Source organism: Tannerella forsythia (assembly GCF_001006485.1).
In the GTDB taxonomy this organism is placed as follows: Bacteria; Bacteroidota; Bacteroidia; order Bacteroidales; family Tannerellaceae; genus Tannerella; species Tannerella forsythia.
Genome location: NZ_JUET01000076.1, coordinates 69480 through 89069, shown reverse-complemented (window position 1 = coordinate 89069; position 19590 = coordinate 69480). Strand labels below are relative to the sequence as shown.

Here is a 19590-nt window from a genome sequence, read left to right as displayed (position 1 = left end):
ATTACTTCTTGCTGGCGTCAAATAATGTTTTTTTCTCTTCGGACGAGAGACTTTCGTAACCGGAGCGTTTCAACTTGTCTAAGACCGCATCCAATGCCCGAGTCTCAGCCTGCTTGCGTGCACGGTATTCCCGGTCCGTCTCCGGCCGTCCTCCATAGGCTACTTTCATCCGCGGTTGCCGGCTCTTTTTCACATTGGCTATTCGATCGATCAAACGGTTCAGATAAACCGTCAAATCTTTTCCTTGCTTAAGCCGGAAAGCAAACAACGCTCCCCACAATGCTCCTCCGATATGGGCAATATGCCCGCCGGCATTGTCGGAGGTGATCGATAGAAAATCGATGATAAAAGCGAAGAAGGCAAGATACAGCAGCCGTATCCGTCCGATAAACATCAGCTGAAGTTCGTAATCTTTCCGGTATAACGAAACAGCGAAGACTATGGCCATGACCGAAGCCGAAGCCCCCATCAGAAAAGCTACCATCTCGCGATTACGGAAATACGGGAAGAGATTATATGCCAGCATATACATCAAGGCGCCGGCTACACCGCCCGAAATATAAATACCGGCTAACTGGCGCCCATTGAAAAATTCCATCGCCATACGGCCGAACCAGTATAACCAGAGCATGTTGAACAGCAAATGCAAAAAGTCGGCATGCAGAAACATGTAGGTCAGCAATGTCCATGGCCTGTGAAAAAATAAAACAAATGAAGAGGGTACTTGCAGATAGGAGAAAAAAGCCATCGGCTCAATTTCGAACAATTGAAAACAAACAATTGATAACCGGACAAGTAGAAATATTCCTACATTTATATATATAAGTTTCGTAAGAATATTTCCTTCCGCAAACGACTGCTTGATTCTAATAAAAAAATTGCCCATGGTCTCTATTTTTCTTCCTCCAATACAGAATCAGGAAAAATCCGAACAGCATCCCTCCCAAGTGGGCAAAGTGAGCCACATTGTCGTTACTGCAATTAGAGACTCCCATAAAGAACTCAATCAATCCGTATCCGATGACAAAATATTTGGCTTTGATAGGAATCGGTATAAACATGAAATACAAGGGAGCATTGGGGAAAAGCATGCCGAAAGCCAGCAAAATACCGAATACGGCTCCGGAAGCTCCGATGGTTACCAAGATACTTATTCCGGGATCCATTGCTATTTGTTGCGATATGCTGATACCGTTTAAAACGGCGAGTGAGTGAATCCGATAGAACCACGTCAATTCTTGTACAAGAGCGGCACCTATCCCTGTCACTATATAGAAAGTCAAAAAACGTTTCGGTCCCCAAGCGACTTCCAGAATCCGTCCGAACATAAAAACGGCAAACATATTGAAGAAAATATGTCCGAACGAGTGGGTATCATGCATAAACATGTATGTGATCAACTGATAGAACTTGAATCCCTTTGTCCCGGGAACATGGAGTCCCATCCATTCGATCAGGTCTATGCCGAATTTGGGTAATACCAAGCTTGCCAACCAGCACAGAGCGTTAATTATAATCAAATTCTGAGTTACCGGCGGAATGATTTGAGCCGATCCAAATCTGTTTTGCATTGTCTTCTGTTTTTGTTTTGAGGCAAAAATAATGCATATTTTCGGCTTTTACATCCGATTTCATAAGAAAATTGCACTATTGTCCTGAACCTTTCTGTGAATAAAGGAAAATATGCCGGGTACCAAGCTGATCATTGCCGCCCTATTTCCTCTACTTGCTCCCCGATAAGCGGCATCGGCAATGACCGTATGCGAAAAAACGGTTGGCATTTTGCCATCAGTATTCAGCGGTCAGCCAACAATTCAACAATTCAACACCTCACCGCCTCTGCGAGGCTTATAAGGGCTGAAGGCCTGAATTAAATTCATTCTTATTGGTTCTATTGCGGAATCTGGGATTAATCGTTCTAATATATAGAGCAATGGGACACATAGTTCTTTTTGTTTCCATACAAAAAACAGATATTTTTTCAAATATTTGTTATGCCATCACAAATATTATTCGTACCTTTATCCCCCGAAAAAGGCTCCCCCCATGAGTTTTTTATCAATATAACAAACAAATTATTAGTATTTTACCTGATGGAGGGCTGGTAAAATTGTAACATTAAAACTTATTTGCAATGAAAAAAGTGTTTATGTTAGTAGCAGCAGTAGGCTGTTTGGGATTAAGCAGTTGCGGTATTACACGCGCACCGGTGATGGGTAGCATTTACACCGATGTAACAAGCGGTACGGCTGTGACAAGTAACTCATTAGCATCCAAAGTAGGGAAAGCATCGGCAAGCAGTATCCTGAATGTTTTTGCCACCGGCGATGCCAGTTTCCAGACTGCGGCTAAGAACGGAGGGATCAAGAGGATTACCCATGTAGATGAACACAACAAGACCATTCTGGGTATCATCACCACTCACGAAATCATTGTTTACGGCGAATAATTATTTGCCCGAACGAAAAGAACAAGGATGTGTCAGAACTTTTGTTCTGATACATCCTTTTGGAATATAACGATGTAAAAATGGGCAACAACAAAAGAAAATAGCTGAAGAAAGACATAACGATTGAGGTCTGATAACATTGAAACCGTTTGCCCGTCAGAGAGGCATTCTCCTGTTTTTTCACCAATCAATTTATTTATACACAATGAGATTCGTAATACTATCGATTTTACTGATGGGAACCGTCAGTCTATCTGCACAAAAATTACATACACATTATTCTTTCCTGCCTCAGGAAGGCGGCAATCTGTATTTTATCATGCCTCAAAAAGGATTTCAGACACAAGACAAAAAAGCAAAGAAGAAGCTCATATATGACGTAGCCTATCTTTATCCGCAGGATTCAGCCACCGTCAATTACACCTATTTTCATCTCAATACTTTTGTAACAGATTCATTCTATGTATCGGACGAATCAGGAAAAGCTCTGTATGCTTCTCCAAGCGATTTGTTATACACGCACCCGAAAGGAAAATACTGGATTCATCGCGGAACGGTCAAAGTACCGTATCAAGTGTTGAAGAGTTTCTACCGGTCTCCGTCACCGATACGGATCACGATCATTGCACAAGATGGCGAACGCATCACCTATACGATGCCTTCCTCGAAATGGGCCAAACATTGTATGCTAATGCAAAACATCTTTACGATAGCTGACTTAAACCGATAAAATTATGAACCTCCGGCGCGATAGGGGTTACGCAATTCCGGAGAAGCCCATAAAAGCCATAGCCAACAGACCTGCCGTAATCAGTGCGATAGGAATGCCTTTCATGGCAGCCGGCACATTCGTACGGTCGAGTTGCTCGCGTATACCGGCAAAAATAATCAGAGCAAGTGCAAAGCCGATAGCCGTAGCAACGGCATATACGATAGACTGAGCGAGGTTATATTCTTTTTGTATGACGAGGATCGCTACACCGAGAATGGCACAGTTCGTCGTGATCAACGGCAGAAATACCCCCAATGCCTGATAGAGCGATGGAGAAACCTTTTTCAGAATGATCTCAACCATCTGCACCAACGAAGCGATAATCAGAATAAAAACAATTGTCTGCAGATAGGCAAGGCCAAATGCATCCAAGATATATTTCTGAATCAAAAAAGTCACGATCGTCGCGATCGTCATGACAAACGTGACGGCCATGCCCATGCCCAAAGCCGTATCGACTTTTTTAGATACCCCCAAAAACGGACAGATTCCGAGGAACTGTGACAACACGACGTTGTTCACGAAAATCGCTGCAATAAAAATAAGAATATATTCCATAATATCGTTTTGATGCGTTATTTTTTGAACCGATTGACTAATGCGATCAGATATCCCAAAGCAATAAATGCACCGGGTGCAAGCACAAAGAGCAACGCTCCGTATTGCTCAGGAAAGACAGACAAGGCAAATATCTTGCCCGTACCGAGTAACTCACGGCAAATCCCAAGCAATGTCAAGGCAATCGTAAATCCCAATCCGATCCCGATCCCGTCAAAACCGGAAGAGAGTATCCCGTTCTTCGAGGCGAAGGATTCGGCACGACCAAGCACAATGCAGTTCACTACAATAAGCGGGATAAATAATCCGAGACTCTTATACAAATCAGGCAAAAAAGCCTGCATGCACATCTGCAAAATCGTCACGAACGATGCGATGACCACAATATAAGCAGGTATACGTACCTCATCGGGGATTAACTTTTTGATTGCCGAGATAACGATGTTCGAGCAGATCAGCACAAAGGTTGTTGCCAAGCCCATACTCATGCCGTTGACGGCCGATGAGGTGGTCGCCAATGTCGGACACATTCCCAACAACAAAACGAATGTCGGATTTTCCGCGATGATACCATTCTTTATGATTTTCAAATATTTCATTGTTCGTTATATTTGATATTTAACATACTGCATTATTCTTCCGACTCTTTCGATGTAGCTCCGCTCGTTCCGTCTGCTTCATGACCGTTATATGCAGCATATGCACGAGCTACGGCTTCGAGAAAAGCGCGTGACGAAATCGTTGCCGCCGTAATCGCGTCTACATCGCCTCCATCTTTTGATACGGTGAGGGCAGCCCCCTTCATGTCACGTCCGATAATGTTCTGTTTGTTCTTTTCTACACGGAACCATTCCTCCATTTTCGAACCCAGTCCCGGGGTTTCGTTATGTTCGAGGATCGAATAATTGACAAGCTTATGCTCGGCATCAAACCCGACCATGATGCGAATCATCCCGCCAAAACCGTTCTTGGTATAACTCTCAATGGCCGCACCGACCGACTCTCCGCCTTTCTTAGCAGGATAAACAACAAGCGAATCGCCTTCGGCCAGTCCGACTTTGAATTGTTCTTCCGCCGGATGATTATCGAATTCCGGCGCTACTTTTTTAATCGCCGCCTGCAATGCCGCAGCATTCGATTCGGCAATCTTCTCTTTCGTAAATGTATTGGCTGCCGACAAAGCGAGGCCTGCCACAAGACAGATACACGTCAGTGACAACACAATCGTAAGGAATGTTGATTTCAGTTTTTCCATGCTTATTTACCTCCGAAATGTTTGGGTTTGAAGTATGTATTAATCAGTGGTGTTAACCCATTCATAATCAGAATGGAGAAAGACATCCCTTCGGGATAGGCGCCGAAGACGCGGATCAAGACGGTCAACACGCCGATACCGATACCGTAAACAACCGTTCCTTTTTTTGCCATCGGTGAAGTGACATAATCGGTAGCCATAAACACAGACCCGAGCATCAATCCCCCTGAAGTAAGATGAATCAATGGATTGTTCACCGGTGTAGGGTTAAAAATATACAAGATTCCGGTGAAAACGGCTACTGTTACAAGAATCGTCACCGGAATATGCCATGTGATGATCTTTCGAAACAGCATATAAGCGAACCCAATAAGCAATGCAATTTCACTCATCTCACCAAGGCTTCCGCCGGTCAGTCCGATGGCAGCCATCCCCGCATCGGCAAAATCTTTACTGTAATGAATCAGTGACAAGGTCGTAGCACCTGTTTGAGCATCCGTATACGTCATCGGCAAGATATCGGCAACAGGCCATGTGGTCATTTGCGCCGGAAACGAGATCAGAAGAAACACACGTCCCACCAATGCAGGATTGAAAATATTGTTACCCAATCCTCCGAACGACATTTTACCGACGCCGATTGCGAACAACGCCCCCAGAATAACGATCCATACAGGCAAGTTCGACGGCAGGTTGAACGCCAGCAATACACCTGTCAGAATGGCTGAGCCATCACCGACTGTCGGTTCTTTTTTATACAGGTATTTCTGAATAAGATACTCGGCAAGCACACACGACACGACAGACACGAGCGTTACAATCAAGGCTCCCAAACCAAAGCAATAGAGCGAAACGAGAAAAGCCGGCACAAGAGCAATTAGCACACCGTACATATTCTTGCCTATCGAATCGCCGCTGTGAACATGAGGCGACGGAGAAACGATCAATGTTGAGTTCATTTATATTTATCTTATTAATTTATACAATATTCGATCGAAAGGCTATTTCTTTCTCGACCGCATGATCCCCATCACGGTCGTCTTACCCATACGGATATAATCGAGCAGCGGACGATAAGCCGGACAGGTATAACTGCATGATCCGCATTCGATACAGTCGACTACATAGTTTTCTTCCGCCTCGTCCCATGCCTTGTGAAGGGTGAGATTCATCAGCAGGTTAGGAGCCAATCCCATCGGGCAAACATTGATACACTTGGCACAACGTATGCAGTCTCGCATCGGCTTTCGTACCGACTCGACTTTCGTCATCAAAAGCACGCCGGAGCTCCCTTTCATCACAGGAGTATCAGCACTGATCATCGTACGTCCCATCATCGGACCGCCGCCGATAATCTTGCCGGTATCTTCGGGCATGCCGCCAGCCGCTTCGATCAACGTACTGATCGGCGTACCGATACGCGCAAGGAAATTGGATGGTCGGGCAACGCTTTTTCCCGTAACCGTGATAACCCTTTCGATCAGCGGTTTATTCTTTTGAACGGCTTCGTACACGGCATAAACCGTTCCTACGTTCTGTACCACAGCACCTACGGAAATCGGTAATGCTCCGCTCTTAACCTGACGGCGTATCACCGCATCGATAAGCTGTTTCTCTCCCCCTTGCGGATATTTCATTTTCAACGGCATTATCTCAATTCCGTTTTGTGATTCAGCCAGTTGTTTCAGTAAACGAATAGCATCGGGCTTATTACTTTCGATGCCGATTACCGCACGGCGAACTTCAATGGCTTTCATCAGAATGCTCGTCCCAATGATAATCTGTTCGCCTTTTTCGAGCATCAGCGCATGGTCGGAGGTCAAATACGGCTCACACTCCACCGCATTGATGATCAGCAGCTCGGCCTTACTTCCCGGAGGTGGCGAGAGCTTGATCTGCGTGGGGAATGTAGCCCCGCCCATACCGACAATGCCAGCCTCGGCAATCTTGCCGACAATCTCTTTGGCCGAAAGCGTACACTCTCTAACAATCGTCTCATCGCAATCGATACCCTGCTCCCACTCGTCGCCTTCGACATTGATATAAACGGCGGGCTTAGGCAAACCTGCTCCGTCAATCATCGTATCGACTTTCGTCACCGTCCCCGAAACGGATGAATGAACGTTGGCCGAGACAAAACCCGATGCTTTTCCGATCAATGTGCCGACCTTCACTTTGTCGCCTTTGGCAACAACGGCTTCTGCCGGAGCGCCGATATGCTGCCCCAACGGTATAACCACCGTGGCCGTCGGTGCAATCGTTTCTATCGGACGTCCTGCCGACAGTTTGTTTCCTGATGGGTGAATCCCTCCAATTCGAAAGGTGTACATATAGAATCGTTAATTGTTAGTTGTCAATGATGTTTCCGGAACGCTCGCCTCGGGTTGAAGAACCGGTTTAGGTTCCGGAGCGGCCGTTTCTTTCTCTTTTTCCTTGCGTGGCGGGAAATTGAGCTCATGAATCGCACCTGTCGGACAGACAGCCACACATTTACGGCACAAGCGGCATTTCGTGTCGTCGATATAAGCTAAGTTATTCGTAACCGTAATCGCCTCGAACGGACACTCTTTTTTGCATTTTGAACAGCCGATGCAAGCATTCGTACAAGCTTTCCGTGCCACCCCACCTTTGTCTTTATTCATACAAGACACGAAGATACGCCGTGATTTCGGACCTTTCTTGCGCAATTCGATGATATGCTTCGGACATGCTTTCACACAGGCTCCACATGCCACACATTTATCTTCGACGACTTCGGGAAGAAGGGTCTCCGGATTGATGTGGATAGCATCGAAATCGCAAGCATCAACACAATCCCCCAATCCTAAACATCCGAAAGAACATCCTGTTTCGCCGCTGTATAGTGCGGCAGCAATGGCACAGCTCCGGGCACCGTCGTACGTGTTTGTACGCGGACGAGCTTCGCACGTACCGTTGCATCGCACGACAGCAATTTGAGGCACACTTTCACCCGCTTCTTTCCCCATAATGGCAGCCACCTGCTTCATCACATCCGCTCCTCCGACCGGGCAAAACAGCCCCTCGAGCGACTCGGCCTTGAAGCAGGCATTCGCAAATCCACCACATCCGGGAAAACCGCATCCGCCACAGTTGGCACCCGGTAATGCATTTTGTATCTGTCCGATGCGCGGATCTTCATGCACCTCGAACTTCTTTGATACCGCAAATAAAATGAGGGCTGCAACAGCACCTACTACTCCTAATAGAATAATTGCTATATACATTATATATAATTGATTACAGGATCACCAACAGAAGCGGCTTTCGAAACCGTAAATAAAAAACGCTTATTTATCTTATTACGGAATAAATAGATCAAAATATAGTAAGGGAAAAGAAAGGCCAGCCCGGCCAATCCGCCGATGCTTTCGTCACCTGTCAATCCAATACCGGCAAACACAACCGTAACAACGAGAATAAACGGAAGCACAAAAGCCAATACGACAGCTCGTATCCCCATCGATGACCGCACCGATACTACGACTTCCTCGCCCGGCTCGAACAGATTTCCGTCACCCGTCACCTCGATAATCTTCTCGGCCTTATCCGAAGCCAGACAAGCTGACCGTGCATGACATGCGCTGCATGCGCTCTGCTGCTCTATACGGACAAATACCGTATTGTTTTCGATATTCTTTACGATACCACGATGTTGAATAAATTTCACCATAAAGTCATCAGATTGCAATGTCGAGTTTGCAAATCGCGGCAAAAGTAATCAAAAAAAGATAAACATAACGTACTGAAGTGATATTTTTTGTTAAACATTACAGACAGATGGTTCGGCCCCCAAACAATGCCTTTTTTTTCGCCCCAACAAAAAGAGAGATTCGTAAGATTTACCAGATATATCGCAAGCCGAAACTCAGCGTTTCGTTCGTTTGAAGATACGAATCATACCCCTTCGTTTTCGTCACGCTGTCATCGAAACGTAAATGAACATTGATCATCGTTGAAAAATAACGGCTGATAGCCATATCCAACATATTTTCAAATTCAGCTAAAACATTCTTATACGTCGTATTGTAATAAAACCGCGACTTCCAAGTAACGTTCCGATTCGGTTTCAACACCATATCCATACGCACGGTCGAACCGAATCTGTTCAACGATTTCCGATATTTCCCTTCGCTATCTTTCTGAAAGCCATGTATACCGCGGTTGATACTGTCATCTACACTTGCCATATACGTATACGATATGGGAGCGACATTGACAGCCAACTTCAGCGAACGACCTTTTTTTGCGTATTTTTTGTTCAGATCATACTTCATACCCAGCCCCGTATTAATAATGTAAGGCGAAAGAAATGCCACTTGCTTTTTCATCGTATTCTTCTTGTAGTTGGTAAATAATGGAGCCTTAAATTCAAAGTCGATCGTATAATACCACTTGCTCCATGCCTGATAACCGAAGTTACTGTAGAATCGGAGCAGGTTGTCGCCAAACTTATGGTTTCGAAGCGTATCGTCCGATGCTGTATATACACTCATATCCACTTGCAACAGGTTCTTGAGTTGAAACCGGTTTCGAGCATAGTTGTATTGAAACAGATTTTTGCTCAGAATATTCAAATTGCTCGTACCGTCTTTATACCAGTTGGGCGAAACGTAGTTTTGAGAAAACTTGAGAGATGCTTCAAATGATGAAGTCCAATACCGCCGGTCGGGAATAAACTTAGTAGGAGCCGTATAGTCGTCCGGACTCGTTTCTACCTTATGAACAGGAACCTGCACATCTTCTTTCTGCCAAATATGCCTTGTCTTTTCTTTCGGCAGATGTTCGGCACTGTAACGGAAATAGTCGGGGTGATGACGCCGCACATAACGATAGGCATAATCTTCGATGATCCCTTTCCGTCGGAATGCTTCAAACATCCTGACAGGAACATACGGAGGTTGTGTCCATGATATCTCATTCAAATCTTTCGGTTCATAAAAACGAATTTCTTCAGGTTGAACCAGATTTTCTTTTTTAAAGAGGACAGGCATAAATAATCGGTTCACGATAATCGTATCGCGAAACGTATACCATTCCGGTATGGCATTGTGCGAATTATCCCAATGCCTCGACCAATAGATCGCCTCGTCCGACATGAGGAGGGTACGCTTGCGAATCGCACGATGAGGAACAGCTGTCGTATCTTTTTCTGCCGTGTGCGGATTGGCAACAGTCTCCGTCACTACCGAATCGACCGGAAATTCTATCGGTACCAGACGAGGTTTCGGTATAGGTATGGGAATCGTATCCGGCTGATTGCTTTTTTCAATCAGCTGACGAATCTTTTCATTGAAATTGAGATCTTGTGCTCTTACCGAAATCCCCGCATATAGACACGCTGTGATGGAAACATAAAAAAATGTCCGTTTTATTGTTGTCTTCATTATGATGTATCAATTGAGCGTACAAAATTAGACAAAAAGCAGGATATCCTGTGCCGGAAATATAAAAACCTGTCGTGTTTCCGTGTGTTTGCAGCGTATTATCATGTATCTGCGATCTGCAATCGTCCGGATCATTCGGTTTAAGAGCAGATACGCCGGAGCTGAATAAATCGATCCAAAAATTAAGGATAGTACTTCAGTTTTTTTTACCTTTGCCCCGTGATGATGGAAGAAGTGATTCGATTTTACGACGAGCAGATAACAAAATATACCGCTATACGTCAACGTTTGAAACGACGGATGTATCACGTCGGTACACTTCGGCTGTTTCTTTTTGTTACGGCCTTAATCATATTATGGTTTTTCCGGGAAACAGGCTGGATGACACTGACGGCATGGACAACCGCATTTGCATTGCCTTTTGTGGCACTATTGGTTTACCATACGAAGTTGTCGGAAAAGAAGGCGTATGCGGAAGGCATGATACGTCTCAATACGGACGAGAAAAAAGCATTAAATTATGATTTTAGCGCATTTGAAGGAGCGCCGGAACAAATCGACACGCAACATCCGTTTACGCTTGACTTGGATGTGTTCGGTACCCAGTCACTCTTTCAGAGCATCAACCGTACGGTCACTTCGATTGGCCAATCATGCCTGGCCGAATGGTTTATGTATCCGCTGGAAGAGAAGGGAGAAATTTTAATCCGTCAGCAGGCAGTACGCGAGTTGACCGGGAAAGTAGCGTTCAGACAGGATTTTTACGTCACGGGGATTACGTGCAAAGGGCATCATGACGATCTGACACAATTGAAAACCTTGACCGGACAGGCCGCAGAGGCCTCGTCGTTCGGTACCGTATGGCGTGCGATGCTTTGGCTGGTGCCGTCAGCGTGGCTGGCGATAATCGTCGGAATCGGTTTCGGGTGGCTGCCCGTCTGGACAGCCGGAGCGATGGTAGCCCTCGGTTTTCTGATTGCGAACCTTCCGGGACGCAAGATTCATCAGCTATGCCGGTCGATCGACAAGATGGAGCAGTTGCTAAGGGCTTACTCGCAACTGATCGGAAAGATAGAGCGGGAGACGTTCGATGCGCCCCTCCTCACATCGCTGCAACAGCACTTTGTCTCGGAGAAAACAAGCGCGTCGCGTGCCATCCGCCGTATGTCGCGCATCATCGGTGCGCTGGATCAACGATACAGCACGATCGGTATCATTTTAAACCTGCTTTATCTGCGTGATATGCGTCAGGTGATGCTGATGGAGCAATGGCTTCGCACTCATTCCACTCATTTCGGTCTTTGGTTCGAGGCGCTGGCGCAGACCGATGCCTTATGCTCGCTGGGAGGATTTGCCTTCAATCACCCCGACTACCCTTACCCTGCTATCGCAGAGACCTATTTCGTGATGGAAGGAGAAGCATTGGGACATCCTCTGCTGCATCGCGAAAAGTGCGTACGTAACGATGTACACATCTCGAAACATCCGTATTTTATGGTTGTTACGGGAGCAAACATGGCAGGTAAAAGCACTTATCTGCGTACGATCGGTGTCAATTTCCTGTTGGCCTGCATGGGGATGCCCGTATGCGCCCGTTGCCTGACCGTCTATCCCGCCCGACCGGTAACAAGCCTGCGGACGGCCGATTCGCTCGTCGCCAACGAATCGTATTTCTTTGCCGAACTCAAACGATTGAAAATGATTATTGACCGATTGAACGCGGGAGAACAACTTTTTATCATCCTCGACGAAATCCTGAAAGGAACGAATTCGAAAGACAAACAGAAAGGGTCGCTGGCGTTGATGAAGCAATTGATTTCCAAAGAAGCCTGCGGTATCATTGCCACCCACGACCTGCTGCTCGGCACACTCGAAGACGAATTTCCGCACGATATTAAAAACTACCGTTTCGAAGCCGATATTACGGACAATACGCTTACGTTTTCGTATCGGATGCGTGAAGGCGTAGCCCGCAATATGAATGCCAGCTTCCTGATGAAGAAAATGGGGATTACGCTCTCCGAATAAGGGTCGTCAGTCGGCTTATCCCCCTTAAAAGACGACCGGAAGCAGCACCAGAAAAAAGTGGGTTACGCTCAAAAGCGCATTTGAGAAAGCAGACTATATGGAAAAAACTCTGTAATGTCGACTGTGCGGATGATTACGTGTTTTGAAAACATTCTGGTCGAATAATTCTCACAAAAATTACGCAAAACAGCCAAAAATCCCTATCTTTGCCACTTCTAAAATAAAACAATCGTGGCAAATACAAAGTATATTTTCGTGACAGGCGGTGTCGTTTCCTCGTTAGGAAAGGGGATTGTCTCGGCCTCGCTCGGTAAACTGCTACAGGCGAGAGGCTACAAAGTAACCATTCAGAAGTTCGACCCGTACATCAACGTCGATCCGGGAACACTCAATCCCTACGAGCACGGCGAATGTTTCGTAACCATCGACGGACATGAGACCGACCTCGATCTTGGTCATTACGAGCGTTTCCTGAACATTCCCACTACGCGTGCCAACAGCATCACCACGGGACGTATCTATCAAAGCGTAATCGAGAAGGAGCGACGCGGAGAATATCTGGGAAAGACAGTACAGGTGATCCCGCACATCACGGACGAGATTAAACGCAACGTCAAGCTGTTGGGGTCGAAGAACAAGTTCGATGTGGTGATTACCGAAATCGGCGGAACGGTGGGTGACATCGAGTCGTTGCCGTTTATCGAGAGTATGCGTCAGTTGAAATGGGAGCTCGGACGCGACTGCCTTTGCGTACATCTGACGTATGTGCCGTTTATCGCGGCCGCCAAAGAATATAAGACGAAGCCGACGCAACACTCCGTCAAGCAACTTCAGGAGCTGGGCGTGCAGCCAGACATTCTGGTGTTGCGCACCGAGCACGAGCTGAACGCGACGATTCTGCACAAAGTGGCGCTGTTTTGCAACGTCTCGAAAGAAGCCGTGATCCAGTCGGTCGACGTACCGACCATTTACGAGGTACCGCTGAAGCTGCAGGAACAGCAGATGGACTCGATCGTGCTCAACAAATTCGGTCTCGAAGCCGGAGAAACGCCCGAGATGAAACCGTGGAAGAAATTCCTCGAACGCAAGAAAAACGCGATGAAAGAAGTACGGATCGGGCTGGTAGGCAAATACGTGGAATTGCAGGATGCCTATAAATCGATCGACGAATCGCTGCTGATTGCCTCGATCTATAACGACCGAAAATTGAATCTTCGTCTGATACATTCGGAAAAACTCAACGAATTGAACGTAGAAAGCATGCTGGCTGATCTCGATGGCGTAGTGATTGCTCCGGGTTTCGGACAGCGCGGCGTAGAAGGCAAACTTACGGCTATCCGCTACGTGCGCGAGCACGACATACCCTGCCTCGGCATATGTCTGGGCATGCAGTGCATGGTTATCGAGTTTGCACGCAATGTGCTGGGCATGGAGGGTGCCAACTCGACGGAGATGGAGCCGCAGACCCCGTTCAAGGTCATCGACCTGATGGAAAACCAGAAGAACGTAGTCAACATGGGCGGTACGATGCGTTTGGGAGCATACGACTGTGTACTCAAGAAAGGCTCGAAACTGTATCAGGCTTTCGGCAAGGAGCTGGTGCAGCAACGCCATCGCCACCGGTTTGAGTTCAACAGTGAATATAAGGAGGCCTTCGAAGCGGCAGGGATGAAGTGCGTAGGCGAAAACCCCGACACGGGACTTGTCGAAGCCGTCGAGCTGCCCGGCCTGCAATGGTTCGTCGGCGTACAGTTCCATCCCGAATACGACAGTACGGTTGTGAGCCCGAATGCTCTGTTCGTAAGCTTCATCCAAGCGGCCATCGCAAGAAAGTAAAAATAATAGTACAGTAGTAAGGAAGTAAAGAAAAAAATGTCATTGGATAAAAATACGATTATCGGTTTTATACTGATCGGGGTGATTTTGTTCCTATTCACGTGGCTGAACCGCCCGACTCAGGAAGCAATAGAAGCTCAACAACATTACAGAGATTCGCTGGTTCGCGTAGAACAGGCGCGCCTCGAAGCACTGAATCAATCCGCGAAGGAGACGCAACAGACCGCAACGGAAATGCCCGAAGATTTACCCGATTCGGTGCGTACCGAAAGGTTCCGTCAGAATCTCAGCGATTTTGCCGTAGCCGCCGAAGGAACGGAAGAATTCGTGACGCTCGAAAACGATAAGATCGAGGTAAAAATCAGCAGTAAAGGCGGCAAACTCTCTTACGCGCGATTGAAAGAATATACGACCTGGGATAAACAGCCGCTCGTCCTCTTCGACGGTGCCGATGAGTCCGACTTCGGCATCACGATGATATCGGCCAATCAACGCGTCATCAACACGTCCGATCTTTACTTCACTCCCATCCCGAGCGCCGACGGTCAATCGGTCGTGATGCGATTGGCCATTGACGATGGACGGCACATGGATTTTACCTATACGCTCGAACCCGACAATTACATGATCCGTTACACGATCGAGAGTGCCGGGCTGAACGACATTCTAACGCCGAACACTCACTCGCTCGATTTTACGTGGAGGCAGAAAGCCCGCAAGCTCGAGCACGGACGAAAATACGAAGACCAGTACACCGGCTTGTACTACAAATATGCGGCAGATGACGTAGACAAGCTGAGCGAATCGAAAGAAGACAGCAAACAAATTGCCAACCGACTGAAATGGATCGGCTATAAAAACAAATACTTTGCGACAGTGATCATTGCCGATGAAGCGTTCACCGCTACCACGCTCGAATCGCGTCTGCTCACCGACACTGCGCACCTGAAGGAATTCAAGACGACGACTTCGGTCAATTTCGACCTGACCTCTCACAAACGCATTGGCTTCCGCTATTTCATCGGTCCCAACAAATACCATCTGCTCAGCGAATACGACAACGGCGCAACGAAAGAGCACGAACTGTCGCTCGATGAGTTGGTGCCGATGGGGTACAAATGGGTACGCCCCATCAACAAATACTTTGTCATGCCGATCTTTGACTTCCTAAGCCGGTATATCGCCAGCTACGGACTGATTATTTTCCTGCTGACACTGATCGTCAAATTCGTACTGTTCCCGCTGACATACAAATCGTATCTCTCAACGGCGAAGATGCGCGTCTTGCGTCCGCAAGTCGAGGAACTGAAAGCGAAATACCCGAAGAAAGAACAAGCAATGGAGCTGCAAAGAGCGACGATGGAACTGTATAACCGCGCCGGCGCCAGTCCCATGAGCGGCTGCCTGCCCATGCTATTGCAGTTTCCGATCCTGATTGCGCTCTACGGACTTTTCCCCACGTCGATCGAATTACGCCAGCAATCGTTCTTGTGGGCCAAAGACCTCTCTACGTTCGACGCCGTGTTCTCGTGGAATACGAATATCCCGCTCATCACGTCATTTATGGGAAATCATATCAGCCTTTTCTGCTTGCTTATGACCATCGTGCAGATTGTTTATTCCAAGATTAACATGAACATGAGCAATACCGGTCAGCAGCAGATGCCCGGAATGGCAATGATGACGTATATGATGCCGGTCATGTTTTTCTTCATGTTCAATCAAGCCTCGGCCGGATTGAGTTACTACTTCCTGATCTCAACGCTGATCACAATTCTGCAGACCCTCTCGATCCGTTTCATGGTGAACGAAGAGAAACTGCTGGCGAAATTAGAAGAGAACAAAAAGAAACCGCGCAAACGTGCCGGCTGGATGGAACGGATGGCCGAGATGCAGCGCAAGCAGCAGGCCGAACTGGAGCGTCAGCAGAAGCAACGCGCCAAACAGAAGCAGGCGCAGAATTATAAACGTCAGGAAAGGAAAAAATAAACAGCGCCCCTGCCTTTTTATGACGAGACAAAGAAAAAAAGATTACGACAAATAAAGAAGCAAAGGCATGAAATTTTTGGGCATTATACCGGCACGCTACGCCTCGACACGGTTTCCGGGCAAGCCGCTGGCTGACATGGACGGACGGCCGATGATCCGCCGTGTCTACGAACAAGTGATAGAAACGGTCGACCGCCTGTATGTCGCGACCGACGACGCGCGCATCGAAGCCGCCGTCAAAGCCTTTGGCGGAGAAGTGGTGATGACCTCCGAGGCGCACCGTAGCGGTACCGACCGTTGCCACGAAGCATGTACGAAGGTGGGCGAAGGATTCGACGTCGTCATCAATATTCAGGGCGACGAGCCGTTTATCCGTCCGCAACAGATCGAGCGGCTCAAGGAATGCTTCTCTTCGCCCGAAGTACAAATCGCCACACTCGCGAAAGCCTTTGCGAAAGACGGCGATTTCGAGGCCACGCTCTTCAACCCCAACACCCCGAAGGTGGTCATGAACAAAAACGGAGACGCGCTTTATTTCAGCCGCTCCATCATCCCCTACATCCGCGGAAAGGTACATACCGAGTGGCTGGCGCAACACGTTTTCTACAAACACATCGGGCTGTACGCGTACCGTACCGGCGTGTTGAGCGAAATCGCGCGCCTCCCGCAATCGTCGCTCGAGCAGGCCGAGAGCCTCGAGCAGCTGCGCTGGTTGGAGAACGGCTACCGCATCCGCGTAGGCATCACCGAACAGGAAACTATCGGCATCGATACACCCGACGATATGGAACGCGCCATTGCCTTTTTGAGAAGCAGGGCAAAGTAAGCGGAAAATTCATCTACGAGAAAACAAAAACAACTTCCGACATATAAAAAATCGACGATACGTTTTATACCGACGGCAAAATATCGCTGTCCTTCACCGGCTCAAACATCAACGACGAATTTACCAAGGGGGATGAAGTGGAGATTATTCTCTATCGTGTCTCGAACGCTTACCGGCAATTCATCGATCTGCTGACGACCAACTCGCTTGACAATGCCCAACGAGGGCGTCCGATGTTTACCTATCCTCCGCGTGTATACGGTAATGTGGTCTACGAGCCGGATCTGAGGCAGAACCCGTTCGGGGCTTTTCGGGTGGCGCAGTATGCAAAGATTGTCTACGTCGTGAAGTAATGCGGCGATCAACGCCTGTGTACATTACGAGGCGGAGGCTTCCGACAGCGCTTCGGAGGCTTCCGTCCAGCGATCCATTGCTTCGGAAAGCGCCGTTTTCAGTTGGCCGTGCTCGGTGTAGAGCGTAGGTTCCGCCGCTCCTTCGGGGGTGGCCATACGTGCTTCGAGCGTGGCGATTTTGTCTTCTAACGTCATAATCTCCTGTTCGGCATCGGCTACGGCCTTTTCCAGCTTACGCAAACGCCGCGCCCGCTCCTTCTGCTCTTCGTACGAGCGCACGGCTTGCGGCTTCGCGTCGGGCATTCCGGCGTTCACGCTCTCCGGCTGCTTCGTCGTCACAGCCGGAGCAGCCACGGTCTGCGCTTTGCGTTCCAGCTCCTGCAACGTCTCGATTTTCCGGCGCTCCAGAAATTCATAGATGCCACCCAGATGCTCACGCACGCGTTTGTTCCCGAACTCATAGACTTTATCGACCAGTCCGTCCAGAAATTCCCTGTCGTGCGAGACGACGATCAACGTGCCGTCAAACTCGCGCAACGCTTCTTTAAGCACATCCTTCGAGCGCATGTCGAGGTGGTTCGTCGGCTCGTCGAGAATCAGCAGATTGACCGGTTCGAGCAGCAGACGAATCATGGCCAACCGGCTGCGCTCGCCGCCGGAAAGCACGCCTACCTTCTTGTCCGACGCTTCACCGCCGAACATGAACGCGCCCAGTATATCGCGTATCCTTGTGCGGATATCGCCTTGCGCCACATCGTCGATAGTCTCGAAGACTGTCTTCCGCTCGTTCAGTAACTGCGCCTGATTCTGCGCGAAATATCCCGTACGGACGTTGTGCCCGAGCTGCAACGTTCCCCCGTAATCGGTAATCTCTCCCATGATGCACTTCACGAGCGTCGATTTTCCCTCGCCATTCTTACCCACGAAAGCAACCTTGTCGCCACGATGAATGGTAAACGTGGCGTCGGCAAACACCAAGTGATCGCCGTAGCGCTTGCTCAGACTTTCTACGGTTATCGGGTACGAACCGGATCGCGGCGCCGGGGGAAACTTAAGATGAAGCATCGCGTGGTCTTCCTCGTCCACTTCGATGCGTTCCACCTTGGCGAGTTGCTTGATGCGGGACTGTACCTGCACGGCCTTCGTCGCTTTATAGCGGAACCGTTCGATAAAAGCCTCGGTGTCGGCCAGCATTTTCTGCTGGTTCTCGTAAGCGCGCAATTGCTGTTCGCGACGCTCACGGCGAAGCGCCACATATTCGTCGTACTTCACCTTGTAATCGTAAATATGTCCGAGTTCGATCTCAAGGGTGCGGTGTGTGGTGTTGTTGATAAACGCGCGGTCGTGCGAGACGAGGATCACCGCGTTGGCTGAGGCGGCCATAAACGTTTCGAGCCACTGAATAGACTCTATATCGAGGTGGTTGGTCGGTTCGTCGAGCAGGAGCACGTCGGGGCGTTGCAGGAGCAGCTTGGCCAGTTCGATACGCATGCGCCATCCTCCGCTGAACTCTGCCGTCGGGCGCTCGAGGTCGTCGCGCGTAAAGCCCAGTCCGAACAGTGTGCGCTCCAGCTCGGCATGGTAATTCGTACCTCCCATCATCTGGAACTGCTCGGTGAGCCACGTCATCCGGTCGATCAGTTTCCGGAATCCTTCCGACTCATAATCCGTTCGTTTCGACAGCTCCCGGTTGATGCGCTCAATCTCCGTTTCCGTCGCATGGATATGCGCGAAGGCCTGCTCTGTTTCTTCGCGCACCGAGCGGGTGTCGGAGAGTTGCATCTGCTGCGGCAAATAGCCCACTGTCGTGTCGCGCGGGATACTCACCGTTCCGCGTGTGGGTTGCTGCATGCCGGCCAGAATTTTCAACAGGGTCGATTTTCCCGCTCCATTCTTCCCCACCAAAGCAATACGATCTTTGCGATTGACGACAAACGACAAACCGTCTAATAATGTAAAACCGCCGAATTCGACGGTCAGTCCTTCGATTGAAACCATCTTCTTCTTTTTTTCAAACGGCAAAGATAACTTTTTTTACCTTTTTCCGGTTGTTTGCAACGAGGACTCTTTGATAGCTGATACACGAACGGTTGCTACGCAGAAGACCCCTCCTCATTGA

Annotated in this window: 18 protein-coding genes; 7 read left to right on the top strand and 11 right to left on the bottom strand. The window is 48.3% G+C overall.

Annotated features, from left to right (window positions below; all coding sequences use genetic code 11):
- Position 1: 1 nt before the first annotated feature.
- Both Tanf_RS06870 and Tanf_RS06865 read right to left on the bottom strand, forming a co-directional pair.
- Positions 2-886 (bottom strand): rhomboid family protein, encoded by an 885-nt coding sequence (locus Tanf_RS06870; RefSeq protein ID WP_046825342.1) that lies wholly within the window; start codon positions 884-886, stop codon positions 2-4.
- The gene (locus tag Tanf_RS06865) at positions 867-1571 is read right to left on the bottom strand and encodes a rhomboid family intramembrane serine protease (RefSeq protein ID WP_014225893.1); all 705 of its coding nucleotides are present in this window, start codon (positions 1569-1571) and stop codon (positions 867-869) included. Before Tanf_RS06865 ends, Tanf_RS06870 begins: the two co-directional genes overlap by 20 nt.
- Positions 1572-2149: 578 nt before the next feature.
- Here Tanf_RS06865 and Tanf_RS06860 point away from each other — a divergent pair.
- Positions 2150-2449 carry a TRL-like family protein gene (locus Tanf_RS06860; protein WP_014225890.1) on the top strand — a complete coding sequence of 100 codons (300 nt, stop codon included), beginning with the start codon at positions 2150-2152 and terminating at the stop codon, positions 2447-2449.
- A 205-nt stretch (positions 2450-2654) separates the two neighbouring features.
- Positions 2655-3179, top strand: a complete 525-nt coding sequence (locus Tanf_RS06855; protein ID WP_140230631.1) for a hypothetical protein — start codon at positions 2655-2657, stop codon at positions 3177-3179.
- A gap of 27 nt (positions 3180-3206) precedes the next feature.
- Here the strand turns inward: Tanf_RS06855 and rsxA are convergent, their stop codons facing one another.
- The 8 genes from rsxA to Tanf_RS06815 form a co-directional block, all read right to left on the bottom strand.
- Entirely contained in the window at positions 3207-3779 is a 573-nt protein-coding gene (gene rsxA, locus Tanf_RS06850) for an electron transport complex subunit RsxA (protein ID WP_014225887.1), read from the bottom strand.
- Positions 3780-3796: 17 nt separating this feature from the next.
- The gene (locus tag Tanf_RS06845; RefSeq protein ID WP_014225886.1) at positions 3797-4378 is read right to left on the bottom strand and encodes an RnfABCDGE type electron transport complex subunit E; all 582 of its coding nucleotides are present in this window, start codon (positions 4376-4378) and stop codon (positions 3797-3799) included.
- Between the two features lie 32 nt (positions 4379-4410).
- Positions 4411-5034, bottom strand: coding sequence for an RnfABCDGE type electron transport complex subunit G (locus Tanf_RS06840; protein ID WP_014225885.1), 624 nt, complete (start codon positions 5032-5034; stop codon positions 4411-4413).
- A gap of 2 nt (positions 5035-5036) precedes the next feature.
- Positions 5037-5993 (bottom strand): RnfABCDGE type electron transport complex subunit D, encoded by a 957-nt coding sequence (locus Tanf_RS06835; protein ID WP_014225884.1) that lies wholly within the window; start codon positions 5991-5993, stop codon positions 5037-5039.
- Positions 5994-6035: 42 nt separating this feature from the next.
- A complete protein-coding gene (rsxC, locus tag Tanf_RS06830; protein ID WP_046825340.1) occupies positions 6036-7364 on the bottom strand; it encodes an electron transport complex subunit RsxC in 1329 nt (442 codons plus the stop codon).
- Positions 7365-7373: 9 nt separating this feature from the next.
- A complete protein-coding gene (locus Tanf_RS06825) occupies positions 7374-8279 on the bottom strand; it encodes a Fe-S cluster domain-containing protein (RefSeq protein WP_087879738.1) in 906 nt (301 codons plus the stop codon).
- Entirely contained in the window at positions 8279-8725 is a 447-nt protein-coding gene (locus Tanf_RS06820; protein WP_046825338.1) for a SoxR reducing system RseC family protein, read from the bottom strand. The genes Tanf_RS06825 and Tanf_RS06820 overlap by 1 nt, the downstream gene beginning before the upstream one ends.
- A 169-nt stretch (positions 8726-8894) precedes the next feature.
- Positions 8895-10439 carry a DUF3078 domain-containing protein gene (locus tag Tanf_RS06815; protein WP_014225879.1) on the bottom strand — a complete coding sequence of 515 codons (1545 nt, stop codon included), beginning with the start codon at positions 10437-10439 and terminating at the stop codon, positions 8895-8897.
- A gap of 225 nt (positions 10440-10664) precedes the next feature.
- Between Tanf_RS06815 and Tanf_RS06810 the strand changes: the two genes are divergently transcribed.
- The 5 genes from Tanf_RS06810 (at position 10665) to Tanf_RS06790 (ending at position 17471) form a co-directional block, all read left to right on the top strand.
- Positions 10665-12467 (top strand): MutS family DNA mismatch repair protein, encoded by a 1803-nt coding sequence (locus Tanf_RS06810; protein ID WP_046825414.1) that lies wholly within the window; start codon positions 10665-10667, stop codon positions 12465-12467.
- Between the two features lie 231 nt (positions 12468-12698).
- Entirely contained in the window at positions 12699-14303 is a 1605-nt protein-coding gene (gene pyrG, locus Tanf_RS06805; RefSeq protein ID WP_014225877.1) for a CTP synthase, read from the top strand.
- A gap of 42 nt (positions 14304-14345) precedes the next feature.
- Positions 14346-16292, top strand: coding sequence for a membrane protein insertase YidC (gene yidC, locus Tanf_RS06800; protein WP_046825413.1), 1947 nt, complete (start codon positions 14346-14348; stop codon positions 16290-16292).
- A gap of 67 nt (positions 16293-16359) precedes the next feature.
- Positions 16360-17118 carry a 3-deoxy-manno-octulosonate cytidylyltransferase gene (kdsB, locus tag Tanf_RS06795; protein ID WP_046825337.1) on the top strand — a complete coding sequence of 253 codons (759 nt, stop codon included), beginning with the start codon at positions 16360-16362 and terminating at the stop codon, positions 17116-17118.
- Positions 17119-17255: 137 nt separating this feature from the next.
- On the top strand, positions 17256-17471 hold the full coding sequence (locus Tanf_RS06790; protein ID WP_046825336.1) for a hypothetical protein: 216 nt from the start codon (positions 17256-17258) through the stop codon (positions 17469-17471).
- A 24-nt stretch (positions 17472-17495) separates the two neighbouring features.
- Here the strand turns inward: Tanf_RS06790 and Tanf_RS06785 are convergent, their stop codons facing one another.
- Complete coding sequence (locus tag Tanf_RS06785; RefSeq protein ID WP_046825412.1) at positions 17496-19469, bottom strand: ABC-F family ATP-binding cassette domain-containing protein; 1974 nt, start codon at positions 19467-19469, stop codon at positions 17496-17498.
- Positions 19470-19590: the final 121 nt, after the last annotated feature.

What these genes read in the sequence shown, in the direction of transcription:
- Tanf_RS06865 (WP_014225893.1), bottom strand. Translation starts at nt 1,571, where the DNA reads ATGCAAAACAGATTTGGATCGGCTCAAATCATTCCGCCGGTAACTCAG.
- rsxA (WP_014225887.1), bottom strand. Translation starts at nt 3,779, where the DNA reads ATGGAATATATTCTTATTTTTATTGCAGCGATTTTCGTGAACAACGTC.
- Tanf_RS06785 (WP_046825412.1), bottom strand. Translation starts at nt 19,469, where the DNA reads ATGGTTTCAATCGAAGGACTGACCGTCGAATTCGGCGGTTTTACATTA.
- Tanf_RS06835 (WP_014225884.1), bottom strand. Translation starts at nt 5,993, where the DNA reads ATGAACTCAACATTGATCGTTTCTCCGTCGCCTCATGTTCACAGCGGC.
- Tanf_RS06815 (WP_014225879.1), bottom strand. Translation starts at nt 10,439, where the DNA reads ATGAAGACAACAATAAAACGGACATTTTTTTATGTTTCCATCACAGCG.
- Tanf_RS06825 (WP_087879738.1), bottom strand. Translation starts at nt 8,279, where the DNA reads ATGTATATAGCAATTATTCTATTAGGAGTAGTAGGTGCTGTTGCAGCC.
- Tanf_RS06840 (WP_014225885.1), bottom strand. Translation starts at nt 5,034, where the DNA reads ATGGAAAAACTGAAATCAACATTCCTTACGATTGTGTTGTCACTGACG.
- kdsB (WP_046825337.1), top strand. Translation starts at nt 16,360, where the DNA reads ATGAAATTTTTGGGCATTATACCGGCACGCTACGCCTCGACACGGTTT.
- Tanf_RS06860 (WP_014225890.1), top strand. Translation starts at nt 2,150, where the DNA reads ATGTTAGTAGCAGCAGTAGGCTGTTTGGGATTAAGCAGTTGCGGTATT.
- Tanf_RS06855 (WP_140230631.1), top strand. Translation starts at nt 2,655, where the DNA reads ATGAGATTCGTAATACTATCGATTTTACTGATGGGAACCGTCAGTCTA.
- Tanf_RS06810 (WP_046825414.1), top strand. Translation starts at nt 10,665, where the DNA reads ATGGAAGAAGTGATTCGATTTTACGACGAGCAGATAACAAAATATACC.
- Tanf_RS06820 (WP_046825338.1), bottom strand. Translation starts at nt 8,725, where the DNA reads ATGGTGAAATTTATTCAACATCGTGGTATCGTAAAGAATATCGAAAAC.
- rsxC (WP_046825340.1), bottom strand. Translation starts at nt 7,364, where the DNA reads ATGTACACCTTTCGAATTGGAGGGATTCACCCATCAGGAAACAAACTG.
- Tanf_RS06845 (WP_014225886.1), bottom strand. Translation starts at nt 4,378, where the DNA reads ATGAAATATTTGAAAATCATAAAGAATGGTATCATCGCGGAAAATCCG.
- Tanf_RS06870 (WP_046825342.1), bottom strand. Translation starts at nt 886, where the DNA reads ATGGGCAATTTTTTTATTAGAATCAAGCAGTCGTTTGCGGAAGGAAAT.